At 62.0% G+C, this 14,879-nt stretch carries 12 protein-coding genes; 10 read left to right on the plus strand and 2 right to left on the minus strand.

Annotated features, from left to right (window positions below; all coding sequences use genetic code 11):
* The first annotated feature begins 169 nt into the window (after positions 1 to 169).
* Positions 170 to 352: a hypothetical protein gene (locus BLV18_RS10460; RefSeq protein ID WP_090358327.1), complete on the plus strand. Its 183-nt coding sequence runs from the start codon at positions 170 to 172 to the stop codon at positions 350 to 352.
* Positions 353 to 421: 69 nt separating this feature from the next.
* Here the strand turns inward: BLV18_RS10460 and BLV18_RS10465 are convergent, their stop codons facing one another.
* The gene (locus BLV18_RS10465) at positions 422 to 1,177 is read right to left on the minus strand and encodes a TerC family protein (RefSeq protein WP_049859564.1); all 756 of its coding nucleotides are present in this window, start codon (positions 1,175 to 1,177) and stop codon (positions 422 to 424) included.
* A gap of 181 nt (positions 1,178 to 1,358) precedes the next feature.
* Between BLV18_RS10465 and nhaR the strand changes: the two genes are divergently transcribed.
* From nhaR to hyi, 5 genes are all read left to right on the plus strand, one after another.
* Entirely contained in the window at positions 1,359 to 2,261 is a 903-nt protein-coding gene (gene nhaR, locus BLV18_RS10470; RefSeq protein WP_090362213.1) for a transcriptional activator NhaR, read from the plus strand.
* 67 nt (positions 2,262 to 2,328) lie between these two features.
* Positions 2,329 to 3,570: a cytosine deaminase gene (gene codA, locus BLV18_RS10475; RefSeq protein ID WP_090358330.1), complete on the plus strand. Its 1,242-nt coding sequence runs from the start codon at positions 2,329 to 2,331 to the stop codon at positions 3,568 to 3,570.
* Between the two features lie 193 nt (positions 3,571 to 3,763).
* Complete coding sequence (locus tag BLV18_RS10480) at positions 3,764 to 6,046, plus strand: filamentous hemagglutinin N-terminal domain-containing protein (protein WP_090358332.1); 2,283 nt, start codon at positions 3,764 to 3,766, stop codon at positions 6,044 to 6,046.
* Positions 6,015 to 6,428, plus strand: a complete 414-nt coding sequence (locus BLV18_RS10485; protein ID WP_090358334.1) for a hypothetical protein — start codon at positions 6,015 to 6,017, stop codon at positions 6,426 to 6,428. The genes BLV18_RS10480 and BLV18_RS10485 overlap by 32 nt, the downstream gene beginning before the upstream one ends.
* Positions 6,429 to 6,635: 207 nt before the next feature.
* A complete protein-coding gene (gene hyi / locus BLV18_RS10490; RefSeq protein WP_090358337.1) occupies positions 6,636 to 7,418 on the plus strand; it encodes a hydroxypyruvate isomerase in 783 nt (260 codons plus the stop codon).
* Positions 7,419 to 7,427: 9 nt separating this feature from the next.
* On the opposite strand, the gene BLV18_RS10495 is transcribed toward hyi, so the two are convergent.
* Complete coding sequence (locus tag BLV18_RS10495; protein WP_090358339.1) at positions 7,428 to 9,104, minus strand: NAD-dependent malic enzyme; 1,677 nt, start codon at positions 9,102 to 9,104, stop codon at positions 7,428 to 7,430.
* Positions 9,105 to 9,347: 243 nt separating this feature from the next.
* Between BLV18_RS10495 and BLV18_RS10500 the strand changes: the two genes are divergently transcribed.
* The 4 genes from BLV18_RS10500 to BLV18_RS10515 all read left to right on the plus strand — a co-directional run bounded on the left by BLV18_RS10500 (position 9,348) and on the right by BLV18_RS10515 (position 14,856).
* Positions 9,348 to 11,702 carry an FdhF/YdeP family oxidoreductase gene (locus BLV18_RS10500; RefSeq protein ID WP_090358341.1) on the plus strand — a complete coding sequence of 785 codons (2,355 nt, stop codon included), beginning with the start codon at positions 9,348 to 9,350 and terminating at the stop codon, positions 11,700 to 11,702.
* Between the two features lie 409 nt (positions 11,703 to 12,111).
* On the plus strand, positions 12,112 to 13,074 hold the full coding sequence (locus BLV18_RS10505) for a LacI family DNA-binding transcriptional regulator (RefSeq protein ID WP_090362215.1): 963 nt from the start codon (positions 12,112 to 12,114) through the stop codon (positions 13,072 to 13,074).
* A 65-nt stretch (positions 13,075 to 13,139) separates the two neighbouring features.
* Positions 13,140 to 13,922: a sugar phosphate isomerase/epimerase family protein gene (locus tag BLV18_RS10510; protein ID WP_090358343.1), complete on the plus strand. Its 783-nt coding sequence runs from the start codon at positions 13,140 to 13,142 to the stop codon at positions 13,920 to 13,922.
* A complete protein-coding gene (locus BLV18_RS10515; RefSeq protein WP_090358345.1) occupies positions 13,915 to 14,856 on the plus strand; it encodes a sugar kinase in 942 nt (313 codons plus the stop codon). Before BLV18_RS10510 ends, BLV18_RS10515 begins: the two co-directional genes overlap by 8 nt.
* Positions 14,857 to 14,879 lie beyond the last annotated feature (23 nt).

The raw sequence follows: 14,879 nt of genomic DNA on the forward strand, positions 1-14,879 counted from the left end.
AGGCCATCATAGATTTCCCACGGTCCATGGTATAGCCGCCCGGTGACCCATTGCCGAAAAGCAGGATCGACTCACGCAAATGACCTTTCGTCAATAGGTTGAAACGCTCGCAAACCCTCAGGGTCATCTATTACGTGACCGAGAAGACGCGAAAGCAATGGAGGTAGTGATGAGCCTTGCAATGATAATCTTCAGCCTGATTGCCGGCTGGATGGCCGTGGCAGCCGCCATGCTCTGGGGTGTACTGCGCATCGCGCGTCGCCATCAGCACCATGAGCCGCAGGTCCGGCAACAAGTCAAACCAAAAGCCGCTGTAACGCTGCGCCGCACCAGCACCCCGCAACACATCTGAATCAACTCGCAAAAATTACCAGGCGAAAAAAAAGGGGGCATACATGCCCCCTCGCTTTGTCCCCCTCGCTTACACCTCGCGATTAGCCGCCAGCTTGCGCTGCTTGGCCCTGCGCGACAGCATGTTCAAGCCTTCGATGGTGGCCGAGAACGCCATGGCTGCGTAGATGTAGCCCTTGGGTACATGGGCACCGAAGCCTTCTGCAATCAGCGTCATGCCGATCATGATCAGGAAGCCCAGAGCCAGCATGACGACCGTGGGGTTGTCATTGATGAACTTGGCCAAAGGTTCGGCAGCCAGCAACATCACCACGACGGCGCTGACCACGGCGATGATCATGATCGGCAAGTGCTCGGTCATGCCCACGGCGGTGATGATGCTGTCGATGGAGAACACCAGGTCCAGAACCAGGATCTGACCGATCGCCGAAGCGAAGCTCAGGCTGACCTTGTCGCCAATCTTCGCCTCTTCCTGCTCGACAGGGTCCACGGTGTGGTGGATTTCCTTGGTCGCTTTCCACAGCAGGAACAGACCACCGGCGATCAGGATCACGTCTTTCCATGAGAACCAGTGATCGAACACCGAAAACACCGGCTCGGTCAGCTGGACGATATAGGCCACGGTGCTCAACAGACCCAGGCGCAGGATCAGCGCCATGCTGATACCGATACGACGGGCCTTGGCCTGTATTTCCTTGGGCAGCTTGTTGGTCAGGATGGAGATGAAGATCAGGTTGTCGATACCGAGCACGACTTCCATGATCACCAGGGTTATCAACGCCACCCAGGCGGTGGGGCTTGAAGCCAGTTCCAGTAGGTATTCCATGTATCGTTCCTGCCCTTATCACGGTTTGCTGAATGTCTGGAGAGGCTCGGCCGGTGCCGCGCACAGTAGCGAGCCCTAACTACTGGCTCTTTGCTAGCGAGGCATTCTAGAGACGCAAACACTTCTGGAAAATTCGTATTTTTACCAGATACACTTCGGTTTTTACGAAGTGTAGGTGCCCGTGCTCAACTATCGTCAGCTTCACTATTTCTGGGTTGTCGCGCGCACCGGAAGCATCGTGCGCGCCAGTGAGCAACTCAACCTCACCGCACAAACCATTAGCGGTCAGATCAGCCTGCTCGAAGAAACGTTCTGCGTGAAATTGTTTCGGCGTGTTGGCAGACATCTTGAGCTGACCGAGGCCGGTCGTCAGGCCCTGCCCTATGCCGAACGCATGTTCCAGATGGCCGGCGAACTCGAAGCGGTACTGCGCACTCAGCCCGATGAAGAGCAGATCCCCTTCCGTGTGGGCGTGGCCGACGTGGTGCCCAAGTCGATCGTCTACCGGCTGATCGCACCGACCATGGAACTGAGCGACCCCCTGCGCATCACCTGCCGCGAAGACAAGCTGGAACGCTTGCTGGCCGACCTGGCCATCCAGCGCCTGGACATGGTCATCTCCGACAGCCCCATGCCTTCGCATCTGGACATCAAGGGCTACAGCCAGAAGCTGGGCGAGTGCGGCATCAGTTTCTTCGCCACCGAGCAGTTGGCCGCTCGCCATGGCGGCGATTTCCCCCAATGCCTGCATGGAGCGCCACTGCTCATTCCCGGTCAGGAAAGCGTGTTGCGCAGCCGCCTGATGCGCTGGTTCGGCGACCAGGGCCTACTGCCGCGAGTGGTCGGGGAATTCGACGACAGCGCCTTGATGCAGGCCTTCGGCCAATCCGGCAGCGGGATCTTCATTGCGCCCAGCGTCATCGCCGAGGAAATCATGACGCAGTATCGCGTCCGCTTGATCGGGCAGACCGAAGCGGTCACCGAGTCGTTCTACGTGATTTCGGTCGAGCGCAAGGTCAAGCATCCCGGCATCGTGGCGATCACCGAGGGCGCGCGCCGGGACTTGTTCACCCCGCCCGCCTGAAGCTTTTCAAAGCCTCACAGACAAATATGGCAACATGGCCCCTGGCACCCAGAAAGAAGGAGTCCCCATGAAGATCATCAACGCCCGGTTGCGCAAGACCGATGGATTGCACACTGTCACCTGCGAGGGCGCCGTCATTGCCTCGATCCAGGCGCAAGGGGACACGGTGACAGCCCAAGGGGATGACATCGATGCGCAAGGAAACCTGCTGATCGCTCCACTGGTCGAGCCGCACATTCATCTGGACGCCACCCTCACCGCCGGTGATCCGCAGTGGAACATGAGCGGCACGCTGTTCGAAGGCATCGAGCGCTGGGGCCAGCGCAAAGCCAGCATCACCCACGAAGACACCAAGCAGCGCGCCTTGACCACCATCGGCATGCTCGCCGAGCACGGCATCCAGCATGTGCGCACGCACATCGACGTCACCGACCCTACCTTGGGCGCGCTCAAGGCCATGCTCGAAGTGCGCGAGGAAGCGCGCCACCTGATCGATCTGCAGATCGTGGCCTTTCCTCAGGAAGGCATCGAATCCTACCCCGACGGCCGCGAGCTGATGGAACGTGCGGTGGCCATGGGCGCCGATGTGGTCGGCGGCATTCCGCACTTCGAAAACACCCGAGAGCAAGGCGTGAGCTCCATCGGTTTTCTCATGGATCTGGCCGAGCGCACCGGCTGCCTGGTCGACGTGCATTGCGACGAGACCGATGATCCGCATTCGCGGTTTCTCGAAGTGCTCGCCGAGCAGGCCCGGGTGCGCGGCATGGGTAGCCGCGTCACTGCCAGCCACACCACCGCGATGGGCTCCTATGACAACGCCTATTGCTCGAAACTGTTCCGCCTGCTCAAGCAGTCGGGCATCAGCTTCGTGTCGTGCCCGACCGAGAGCATTCACTTGCAGGGTCGCTTCGATACATTTCCCAAGCGCCGCGGCGTGACCCGCGTGGCCGAGCTGGACCGGGCCGGCATGAACGTGTGCTTCGGTCAGGACTCCATCAAGGATCCCTGGTACCCGCTGGGCAACGGCAACATCCTGCGGGTGCTGGATGCCGGCCTGCACATCTGCCACATGATGGGTTTCGAAGACCTGCAACGTTCACTCGACCTGGTCACCGACAATAGCGCCCGCGCGTTGAACCTGGGCGAGCGCTACGGCATTGCCGTCGGACGTCCGGCGAATCTGGTGATTCTGGGTGCGGAGAATGACTACGAAGCGGTACGCCAGCAAGCCACGGCGCGGGTCTCAATTCGCGGTGGCCGGGTATTGATGAAGCGGATTCCCGAGCGTATAGAATTTGACTTCAGTTGACCCTTGGCCAATGGGCGCCATTCCTTGGGTACTGGGATCGAGGCTAAAAACCTGAGCGTCTGACAGACACATCCCACAGCACGAGGATCATTCCTACACTCATCGCCATGCCTGGCACCTCTCTAAAGTGGTCGGCGGCGGATTTATCCAGCCGCTTGCCAACGTCCCATAGCCCCCAGAGAGGAGCATCATTGTGCTACAGACCAACTCCCGTAAACCTTCCTTCACCCGACATACGCTCGGCCTTGCCATCTCGACCGTGCTGTTGGCCACGCTCCAACCTGCCTTGGCGGTGGAGCTGGCAGCGGTCGATGGCCCGATGGGCACGGCCATCGTCGACACCCAGGGGCTTGCTCCCGTCATCAATATCGTCGCACCCAATGCCCAAGGTCTTTCCCACAACCAATGGCAGGACTACAACGTCGGCACGGCAGGCGTCGTGCTGAACAACAGTCTGACTTCGGGGCACGCCCAGATCGCTGGACAAACGCTGGCGATCGGCGCCAATGCCCAGTTCGCGGACACGGCCGCCAGCACCATCCTGAACGAGGTGGTAGGCACGCAAGGTTCCACCATCGACGGCGAGCAGGTGATCTTTGGCCAGGCTGCCGACTATGTATTGAGCAACCCCAATGGCATCTCACTCAACGGTGCCCGTCTGACCTTGAATGAGGCAAACACCGCCACGTACGTGGTAGGTGCAGCCGTACTGGAAGATGGCCGTATCCAGCGCTACGACACGCGCTCGGCAGAGCAGCATCTGGTGGTCGACAAAGGCGGTGTGGAGGTCGGCGCCGGTGCCATGCGGTTGATCGCACCCAGCATAAGAATCGACGGCAACCTGACCGCCGGAGGCGATCTGAGCGTGCTGCTGGGTCGACAGCAGGTCGATGCGCAGACCCTGGCGATCAGCGACATCACCCAGGCCCCTGCCGCAATCGATGCCACCCTGGTGGGCGCGATGCAGGCCCAGCGCATCAAGATCATCAGCACTCAAGACGGCGCGGGCGTGAAAATGGCCGTCGACCGATTGCAGGGCAAACAAGGCATCGAAATCGCATCCGCCGGAGCGCTGGGGATGAATGCCTTACTCAAGAAAGACGAGCCCTACGTGCAGGCTTCGGTGGACGCTGGAACGGCGGATCTCAAGCTGTCGTCTGCAGGCGACATGCAGCTGACCTCCCTCGCACTCACGGGTGGGCTTATCGACGCGCGCTCGCGTGGTCGTTTGAAATTCGATGCCTTCAGCAATTCAAAGACGACCCGACGAGACGGCACGGCTGAAGACACCTGGTATTCCCTGGCGCCTGGCGAGTCGAATGCGCACGTTACGGAAAATGAGGTGACCCATGTAGGCAACAGCGTCGTTTCTACCGCAAGAGTCAGGCTGGACGGCTCCAAAGGCATCGAGATTGCAGCGACCTATATCGAAGGTCCTGAATCCGTTGACCTGTACACAGGGGGAGGTGGTGCTGGACTGCACGCAGGGGCAGTAGTGGACCAAGGCAGTCGCACGGTATGGCTGGACGGCTCCGGTGCCGGTGAAGAGCGCGCCTCCGTTTACGTCGAGCGCGCGCAGTCCACTCATATCAAAGGCGGCTCGATCTCCCTCCCAAATGGCACGCTGAACGGCGCTAAGATTGATGCGACAGGGTCGATCGATATTGGCGGAAAAAGTTTTGGAGCAACGCTCATCCGCGGGCTGGATCTCAAACGCACAGCGACTCAGGGTAACGGCACACGGCGGGTCAGCCTGACCGGCAGCCGGGCGCATGAAGCTCATCGTGAGAATGCGTTCCAGCAGCAGACCGAAATCAAGGCACAGCGTGACTTGTCGATCGGCGGTCATGACATTCTGATCAATGGGGCCAGGCTGGCAGGGGCCAATGTGAATGTTCACAGCAGCGGAGATCTCATCATTCAGGGGGCCACCGAGACTGCTCGTCTCGATGGTGCGCGTCCTGGCGCCGATCAAGCACTGCGCAGTTTTGATCGTACATTCCAAAGCAATCGATCGAGCGTGGTGACCGCCAGCAAAGCACTCTCTCTGAAAGCGAAGGGGGAAAGGTTTCGCCCAGGCAGTATTTTTGTCGAAGGTTCTCATCTCTCCGCCAAAGGAGCCATGAGTATCAACGCTCGCACCAATCTCCGGATTCATGGCATGGCCCAAACGCAATACTTCAGCCTGAGCGGCCTAGCGTGGGGGCCTGTGGAGGGCGAACTGCAGCAAGGCGGCTGGAACGGTAAAGGCTTGCGCAATTCCCAGGCGCGCAGCACCCTCGCCGGAGGCTCGATGCAGCTGGCAGCAGGCAATCTGCTCGATATGACGGGTTCGGCACTCAACAGCAAAGGTGACATCAAGCTGCAGGCCAACGATATCCAACTGACCGGCAGTTCGAAATCCAAGGATATACGCCAAGAAGTATGGGTTCACTTGGACCCCGATGCCGCCTCAAGTCGAATTGCCCGACGATGACAGCCACACGCAGATAACGGATCGTATCCACAACGGATCTTCGATCAAGGCAGGCGGAAACATCGACATCTCTGCAGAGAAGCTGGCGACTCATGCTACTTCGGTAAACGCGGCGGGTGGATTCACCGTCTCGGACAGCCTTGCTTCGTTCGAGGACACGCCCGTAACGGATGCCGACGCAATACGCCGCCACTACCATGGCTACGTAGCGCCGCAGCAGTCCAGTTGGCAGGTATTGGCAAGCTTGCCGCTGGGGGTGTCGGAGCCCGCGGTGCCGACGAATAACGGCACGACGCGTGACTCATTGTTCGTGGCCGGCGAAGTCAGTGCCGAGACGGCTCAGCGTCTAAAGGATCTGAACGTCCCCCTGACCCTGCGCTAATCGCCCGGCCGGACCATCCCTAGCACCATGCGGCTTGCGCCGCTGCTCCAGCGCTCTGCAGCAGCGGCGCAAGCCCACCGCCCGAACGCGTCATGGGTAATGGACGTTATCCGACCACCACTGGTGCGCAGGTAGGCGTAGGATGCCAGTATGCGCGCGATGACACGCCCAGACGGTCACCGCGTTCCCTGACAGATGGAGCCTGCCATGCCACGTTTATGTGCCAACCTTTCCATGCTGTTCACCGAACATGCCTTTCTCGACCGTTTCGCCCTCGCTGCACGGGCGGGCTTTCGCGGGGTGGAGTTCCTGTTTCCCTACGCATTCGACAGCACCGAGATCAAGGCACGGTTGCAACACCATGGCCTGACCCAGGTGCTGTTCAACCTGCCACCTGGCGACTGGGACAACGGCGAGCGCGGCATTGCCTGTTTGCCCGATCGTGGTGAGGAATTTCGCGCTGGCGTGGCCACGGCCATCGAGTACGCCAAAGTGCTGGGCAATACCCGAATCAATTGCCTGGCCGGTATCGCGCCGTCAGGCAGCGATCCGCAGCAGGTGCAGCAGACCCTTATCGACAATCTGCGCTATGCCAGCGAGGCACTGGCGGCTCACGGTATTCGCTTGGTCATGGAGATGATCAATACCCGCGACATGCCGGGTTTCTACCTGAACGGCACACGGCAAGCGCTGGCGATTCGGGAACAGGTGGGCCACGAGAATCTGTTTCTGCAATACGACATCTATCACATGCAGGTGATGGAGGGTGACCTGGCGCGCACGCTGCAGGCGCACCTGCCTGCCATCGGCCACGTGCAACTGGCGGACAACCCCGGCCGGCACGAACCGGGCACCGGGGAAATCAACTTTCGATTCCTGTTCCAGCACCTGGACCGGATCGGCTACCAGGGCTGGGTCGGTTGCGAGTACAAACCGTTGAGCGGCACCGAGGCCGGGTTGGGCTGGATGAAGAGCCACAACCTGGCCTGAGTCTGGCGGTTACAACGGCTGGCGTTCGTAGGCGCGATATTCCGGCTTCCAGAAATGCACCTCGATCGCTTCGCGCAGTGCGGCTTCATCCATCGGCGCTGCGACACCGTCCTTCTGTGCCGCCAGGCCGACGGCCAAGGCGATGCGCTTGCTGACCGACTGCACGTCGCGAAGCGGTGGCAGCATCTGCCCTGGCGCTGCGCTGTCGGCCAGCGCCTGGGCCGAAGCCATGAGCATGCCATCGGTGATGCGCGTGGCTCGACTGGCAATCGCACCCAACCCTACACCGGGGAAGATGTAGGAGTTGTTGCACTGGGCGATGGGGAAGGTACGGCCCAGCACCTCGATCGGCAGGAACGGACTGCCAGTGGCCACCAGTGCATTGCCCTCGGTCCACTGCAGGATGTCCTTGGGGTGGGCTTCGATCTGCGAGGTCGGGTTGGACAACGGCATGACGATCGGCTTGGAGCAATGCTGGTAGAGCGTCTTCACCACTTCTTCGGTGAACAAGCCGGCCTTGCCGGAGACGCCGATCAGCACGCTCGGCTTGGCGTTGCTCACCACTTCCAGCAGGGTTGGCCACTGTCCGGCGAACGACCAGGACGTCAGGCTCTCGCTGCCGTGGGCCAGACGCTGCTGGAAGTCGTAGAGGTCGGGCTGGCGATCGGTCAGCAGACCCTTGCTGTTGAGCAGATAGACCCGGCTGCGTGCTTCACTGTCGCTCAAGCCTTCCAGCTGCATGGCGGTGATGATCTGCTCGGCGATGCCACAGCCAGCAGAGCCGGCGCCGACGAAGGCCACGGTCTGCTCGGAGAGTTTCTGGCCTTTGACCTTGCACGCGGCCAGCAACGTGCCCACAGTCACCGCGGCGGTGCCTTGGATGTCATCGTTGAAGCAGCACAGCTGATCGCGAAAACGCTCCAGCAGCGGCATGGCATTGCTCAGGGCAAAATCCTCGAATTGCAGGATCGCTTCCGGCCAGCGGCGCTGCACGCCTTCGACAAAGGCCTGCACGAACGCTTCGTAGCGCTCGCCGCGCACCCGTTCCTCGCGACGTCCGAAATACAGCGGATCGGCCAGCCGCTCGGGGTTGTTGGTGCCCACGTCCAGCACCACCGGCAAGGTATAGGCCGGGCTGATACCACCGCACGCGGTGTACAGCGACAGCTTGCCGATGGGGATGCCCATCCCGCCCACGCCCTGATCGCCCAGGCCGAGGATGCGCTCGCAGTCGCTGACGACGATGACCTTGACGTTGTCCTTGGTCACGTTGTTGAGAATCTCGTCCATGCGTTCGACGTCGTCGATGCTGATGAACAGACCGCGATGGCTGCGGTAGATGCGCGAAAATTCCTGGCAGGCCTTGCCGACGGTGGGGGTGTAGATGATCGGCAGCATCTCGTCGATGTGATCATCGACCAGGCGGTAGAACAGGGTTTCGTTGGAATCCTGGATGGAGCGCAGCAGCACGTGGCGTTCCAGATCGGTCGAGCAGGCCTGGAACTGGTGATAGGCGCGCTCGCATTGCTGGTCGATGGTTTCGATCTGTTGCGGCAGCAGGCCTTGCAGATGCAGGACATCGCGTTCCTGAGCAGTGAAGGCAGTGCCCTTGTTGAGCAACGGCGTGGCAAGCAGTGCCGGGCCGGTGAACGGGACCTTTACAGGGCGTTTGGCGGAGCTGGTCATGCTGTTTCTCCCTTGCTTATTGTAATTTGCATTCAAAGTGGACGCCTTTGCCAAAGGGTGACTTCGGTTTTAGCGCAATCGGTGCCAGGAAGCCAGCGATGCCCTGTGTTCTGTTTCCAACCTTGGGTTCATGGACGGTTTGCCTACAACAGTCCAGTGAACCGCTTCGAACCTTTGCCGCCCCTGCACCGTCGTAAAAGCAGGCCTCATGCATCGAGGCTCCCATAGCCCAGGACCACGACCATGCAGATCATTCATCCCCAAGCCCGTTATCAACCCTACACCTCTTCCGCTGGGGGCTGGGGGTCGGCGTTTTCGGTGATGAATATTCTTTGGCGGCAACAGGCACTGGGCAAGGGTCCCTTGGCATTGCTCAAGCAGAACAAGCCCGACGGCTTCGCCTGTGTCAGTTGCGCCTGGGCCAAGCCCGGCAACCCGCACGCCCTGGAATTCTGCGAGAACGGCGCCAAGGCAACGGCCTGGGAATTGACTGCACTGCGCACCGGCCCCGAGCTGTTTGCCAGGCACAGCCTGACCGAGCTGCGGACCTGGAGCGACTACGAACTCGAACGCCACGGACGCCTGACCCACCCGATGCGCTATGACGCGACCAGCGACCGCTACGTGACCACCACCTGGGAAGAAGCGTACCGCGGGATCGGTGAGCAACTGCGTGGGCTGGAGCCCGACAGCGTGATCTTCTACGCTTCGGGACGTGCCTCACTTGAAACCTCGTTCATGTACCAATTGCTGGCGCGCGCCTACGGCACCAACAACCTGCCCGACAGTTCGAACATGTGCCACGAAAGCACCTCGGTCGGCTTGCAGGAAAGCATCGGCGTGCCGGTCGGCACGGTGTCGTTGAACGATTTCGAGCGCACTGATTGCATCTTCTTCTTTGGTCAGAACGTCGGCAGCAACAGCCCGCGCATGCTTCACCCGTTGCAGGAAGCGCGCAATCGTCAGGTGCCGATCATCAGTTTCAACCCGCTGCGCGAGCGTGGCCTGGAGCGCTTCGTCAATCCGCAATCGCCCGTGGAAATGCTCGGTCCCGATTCCACGGTGATCAGCACGCAATATCACCAGGTCGCCATCGGCGGCGACACCGCGGCGGTGATGGGCATCGCCAAGGCACTGTTGGCCATGGATCGCGCGGCACAGGCCGAGGGTCGGCCGGCAGTGATCGATCACGCGTTCATCGCCGAACACACTGAAGGCGTGGACGCTTTCCTGGCTCAGGTCGACCAGCATGAGTGGATCACCCTGGAGGAACGCAGCGGCCTCAAACGCGCGGCACTGGAAGCTGCCGCCACCGTCTATGCCCGCAGCGAGCGGGTGATGATCATCTACGGCATGGGCCTGACCCAGCATCGGCATGGCGTGCAGAACGTGCAGATGCTGGTCAACCTGCTGCTGTTGCGCGGCAACATCGGCAAGCCCGGTGCTGGCATCTGCCCCGTGCGCGGGCATTCCAATGTGCAGGGCCAACGGACCGTAGGCATCACCGAGGACCCGGCGAAAGTCCCCGCAGACAAGATCGAATCGCTGTTCGGCATCCAGGTGCCGAAGAAGAAAGGCATGGCCACGGTGGACGCCTGCGAGGGCATCGTCGCCGGGACGGTGAAGGGCTTCATCGGCCTGGGCGGCAACTTCCTGCGCGCCGTACCCGACACCGATCGCATCGAGCCCGCGTGGGCCGACCTGACGCTGAACGTGCAGATTGCCACCAAACTCAACCGCACCCATCTGTTCCCGGGCCAGCATGGCTGGCTGTTGCCGTGCCTGGGTCGCATCGAAAGCGACGTGCAGGACGGTCGCCGTCAGGTCTACACCACCGAGGACAGCACCGGTTGCATCCGCGCCTGGGAAGGCCGTGCGGAACCGGCCAGCGAGCACCTGCGCGCGGAGCTGGCGATCATCGCCGGCCTGGCCCAGGCGACCCTCAGTGGTCGCGAGCAGATTCCGTGGGAGCTGTGGCGTCAGGACTATGCCCGCGTGCGCGAGGCAATCGCCCAGACCTACCCGGAGATTTTCCATGACATGGAGAAACGGATGTGGGAACCCGGTGGCTTCCACCGCCCTTTGGGCGCCTGCGAGCGCAAATGGACCACGCCCTCGGGCAAGGCTCAGTTCGTCACGGCCAAGACCCTGGACGAAGACGACGACATCTCGCAGAACAGCGATCAGCGCGATGTCTTGCAGCTGATGACCCTGCGCAGCAACGATCAATTCAACACCACCGTGTATGGCTACGAAGACCGCTTCCGCGGCGTCAAGGGCACGCGCAGCGTGATCTTCCTGAATCGCAATGACATCGTTAGGCTTGGCTTCCACCCCGGTGACTGGATCACCATCCGCACCGCCATCGAGCCTGGAGTGCAGCGCGAAGTGGGGCCGATGCAGATCATCGCCTACGACATCCCGATCAATTGTGCGGGCGCCTACTACCCCGAATGCAACGCGTTGATTCCCTTGTGGCATTACGCGAGCAAGAGCAAGGTACCGGCCGCCAAATCGATCCCGGTCACCCTGCACAAGGCCCAGGCCCGCGCCGAAGACATGGCCCACGCCGTTCCGTTGGCGGACCAAGTGATGTAAATCCGGACGCGGCTTTCGCTTTCCGTGGCTGGTGGAAATCACCGTGATCGCAGCCGGCTGAACCGCGTCGCCTGATTCGCGGGCATAGGGCTCGCTGCGGTAGGTCAGACAGACCACATGCACCGCCGACGCGGCTCGCGCCGCTGCTACAAGGCACCGCCCCCCTTGTGGGAGCGGGGTGGGCGGCGAGCCCTCTGCCCGCGAAGGGCGCGCTGCAGTCCCAGACTTGAAACGCACAGCCCGCACGCCCCAATCGCCTGCGCAAATATCCCTCTTCCCCAGTTGACGGCCACGTTGATTTGGTGTCTCCTGAAACCGGTTTCAAACCATCGATAGCCTGCCCATAACATCCATAAAAGGACCCAGGCCTGTGACACGTCTCTCCCTCACTGCGCGCCCCCGCGTGACCATGCTCGACGTTGCCGAGCGCGCCGGTGTGTCCAAAGCCAGCGTCTCGCGCTTCATCGGCGAAGACCGTGGCCTGCTGTCCGATGCCATCGCCGGACGCATCGCTCACGCCATCGATGAGCTGGGCTACCGTCCCAACCAGATGGCCCGCGGCCTCAAGCGTGGTCGCACGCGTCTGATCGGCATGCTCATGGCCGACATCCGCAATCCCTACTCGGTGGCGGTCATGCACGGTGTGCAAACCGCCTGCCGCCGCCACGGCTACAGCCTGGTGGTGTGCAATACCGATCGCGATCCGGAACAGGAACATCAGCAGCTGCAGGCGCTGCGAGCCTACAACATCGAAGGCTTGATCGTGAACACCCTGGGCCACCATCAGGACGAGTTGCGCGAACTGCAACAGGAACTGCCGATGGTGCTGGTCGACCGCAAGGTCGCGCACCTGCCCAGCGATTTGGTAGGTCTGGACAACCAGCTGGCCGTCGACATGGCCCTGGACCACCTCCTTGAGCGCGGTTATCGCCACATCGCGCTGGTCAGCGAACCGGCGGACGGCACCAGTTCCCGGATCGAGCGCATCGACGCGTTCAAGCGGCGCGCCGATGGTCCGGTGTTCTTCACCGAACCCGACCTCGGCAAGGGCCTGCGGGACTTTCTCGCCGACGCCCATTCCGGACCCAAGGCGCTGTTCTGCGCCAACGGTGTCGCGGCACTGGCCTGCACCTTGGCGCTGCGCGCGTTGGACACATACCGCTGCGAAGACGTCGGGCTGATCGCCCTCGACGACCTCGACTGGTACCCCCTGGTCGGTGATGGCATCACCGCCCTCGCCCAACCTACTCACGCCATTGGCGTGCAAGCCCTGGAGTGTCTGCTGGAGCGACTGGACGGCTCGCAGGCCCCGGCCCAGACGTTTCATTTCACCCCAGAGCTGATCATCCGAGGTTCGACACCGCCGCGCTGAGCCGATTCGGCTGCGTACTGTTTACGTATACCTAAAATTGAAACCGGTTTCAGAGGACAATAACAATGCATCTCTATCCCGTCTCCATCAGCCTTTCCAGCTTCGGCGCGGACTCTGTCCGTGCGCAGGGTCAGGCCAGTCTGGCGCCGTTGGTTGCCCAGAGCGGCGCCAGCTACCTGGAACTGCGCGAAGAATTGTTCGACCACTTCGATGCACCTGCCCTGCGCAGCGCAATCGTCGACCAGGGGCTGACCTGCGTCTATTCCTCGCCGCTCGAGCTGTGGCAGCCCGGCCAGGCCGCACCCAATCCACAGCTGCAAGAGGCACTCGCCCGAGCCGTTGCCTGCGATGCAGTGTGGCTCAAGGTGTCGCTGGGCTTCTATTCAGCCATCAGCGACCTGAATCTGCTGCACCAGCAACTGCGCGACCAGCCCGTGCGCCTGCTGATCGAGAACGACCAGACCGCCCAGGGCGGGCGAATCGATCCCTTGGTCAAGTTCTTCACCGCGATCGCCGAACAGGGGCTGCCCGTGGGCATGACCTTCGACATCGGCAACTGGCAATGGCAGCAACAATCGGTGTCGAGTGCGGCGCTGCAACTGGGCCGTTTCGTCGAGTACATCCACTGCAAGGCAGTACAGCGCACGGCGACCGGCAAACTGGTCGCCACACCGCCCGAGCTGACCGACCTGCACCAGTGGTCGCGCCTGCTGCGCCACATGGCGCCGGGCCTGGTACGGACCATCGAGTACCCGTTGCAGGGCGCCGATCTGCTGGCTGTCAGCCAGGTACAAGTGGCAACCCTGGCAGCGCTCAGCCAGGCCGCCCAGGAGGTGGCCCATGGCTGAGTTCGACGTGCTGAGCTTCGGCGAAACCATGGCCATGTTCGTCGCCGAGCAGACCGGCGACCTGGCCGATGTCACCCGCTTTCACAAGCGCATCGCCGGGGCCGACAACAACGTCGCCATCGGCCTGTCGCGCCTGGGTTTCAACGTCGCGTGGCTCAGCCGCGTGGGCGATGACTCGCTGGGCCGTTTCATCGTTGCGGCCCTGCAGCGCGAAGGCCTGGATTGCAGCCACGTCGCCGTGGATCCGCAACACCCCACCGGCTTCCAGTTCAAGTCGCTGCAAGACGATGGCCGCGACCCCTGCGTGGAATATTTCCGCCGCGGATCGGCCGCCAGCCACATGGGCATTGCCGACGTGCCTGCGCGATTGCTCGATGCCCGGCACCTGCATGCCACCGGCATCCCCCCGGCACTGTCGCCGAGCATGAACGCCTTGACCCGAGGCTTGATGACCGCGATGCGTTCGGCAGGCCGCAGCGTTTCGTTCGACCCCAACCTGCGCCCGTCACTGTGGCCCAGCCAGGCCAAAATGATCGAGCAGATCAACAGCCTCGCTGCCCTTGCCGACTGGGTGCTGCCAGGTCTGGCCGAAGGGCAGCTGCTGACCGGGCAAGAACGCTGCGAAGACATCGCCCGCTTCTACCTGGACCTGGGCGTGCAAGCGGTGGTGATCAAGCTGGGCGCGGACGGTGCCTTTTATTGCAGCGCCCAGCAGCAGGGCTACGTGGCCGGACGCCCAGTGGACAAGGTCGTCGACACGGTCGGTGCCGGTGACGGTTTCGCCGTCGGTGTCATCAGTGCCTTGCTCGAAGGCCGCGACCTGCCTCGGGCCGCCGCCCGCGGCAACTGGGTCGGCAGCCTGGCGGTGCAGAGCCCCGGCGACATGGAAGGCCTGCCGACCCGCGCCGCGCTGACGGCGGACGAACACCGATGACCTGAACACACACCACCCCAGAC

The organism is Pseudomonas coleopterorum, assembly GCF_900105555.1.
Lineage (GTDB): Bacteria > Pseudomonadota > Gammaproteobacteria > Pseudomonadales > Pseudomonadaceae > Aquipseudomonas > Aquipseudomonas coleopterorum.

Excerpts from the sequence above, each read along its gene's own strand:
- hyi (WP_090358337.1), top strand. The coding sequence starts at position 6,636 with ATGCCACGTTTATGTGCCAACCTTTCCATGCTGTTCACCGAACATGCC.
- BLV18_RS10510 (WP_090358343.1), top strand. The coding sequence starts at position 13,140 with ATGCATCTCTATCCCGTCTCCATCAGCCTTTCCAGCTTCGGCGCGGAC.
- BLV18_RS10465 (WP_049859564.1), bottom strand. The coding sequence starts at position 1,177 with ATGGAATACCTACTGGAACTGGCTTCAAGCCCCACCGCCTGGGTGGCG.
- BLV18_RS10485 (WP_090358334.1), top strand. The coding sequence starts at position 6,015 with ATGCCGCCTCAAGTCGAATTGCCCGACGATGACAGCCACACGCAGATA.
- BLV18_RS10460 (WP_090358327.1), top strand. The coding sequence starts at position 170 with ATGAGCCTTGCAATGATAATCTTCAGCCTGATTGCCGGCTGGATGGCC.
- BLV18_RS10515 (WP_090358345.1), top strand. The coding sequence starts at position 13,915 with ATGGCTGAGTTCGACGTGCTGAGCTTCGGCGAAACCATGGCCATGTTC.
- codA (WP_090358330.1), top strand. The coding sequence starts at position 2,329 with ATGAAGATCATCAACGCCCGGTTGCGCAAGACCGATGGATTGCACACT.
- BLV18_RS10495 (WP_090358339.1), bottom strand. The coding sequence starts at position 9,104 with ATGACCAGCTCCGCCAAACGCCCTGTAAAGGTCCCGTTCACCGGCCCG.
- BLV18_RS10500 (WP_090358341.1), top strand. The coding sequence starts at position 9,348 with ATGCAGATCATTCATCCCCAAGCCCGTTATCAACCCTACACCTCTTCC.
- BLV18_RS10505 (WP_090362215.1), top strand. The coding sequence starts at position 12,112 with ATGCTCGACGTTGCCGAGCGCGCCGGTGTGTCCAAAGCCAGCGTCTCG.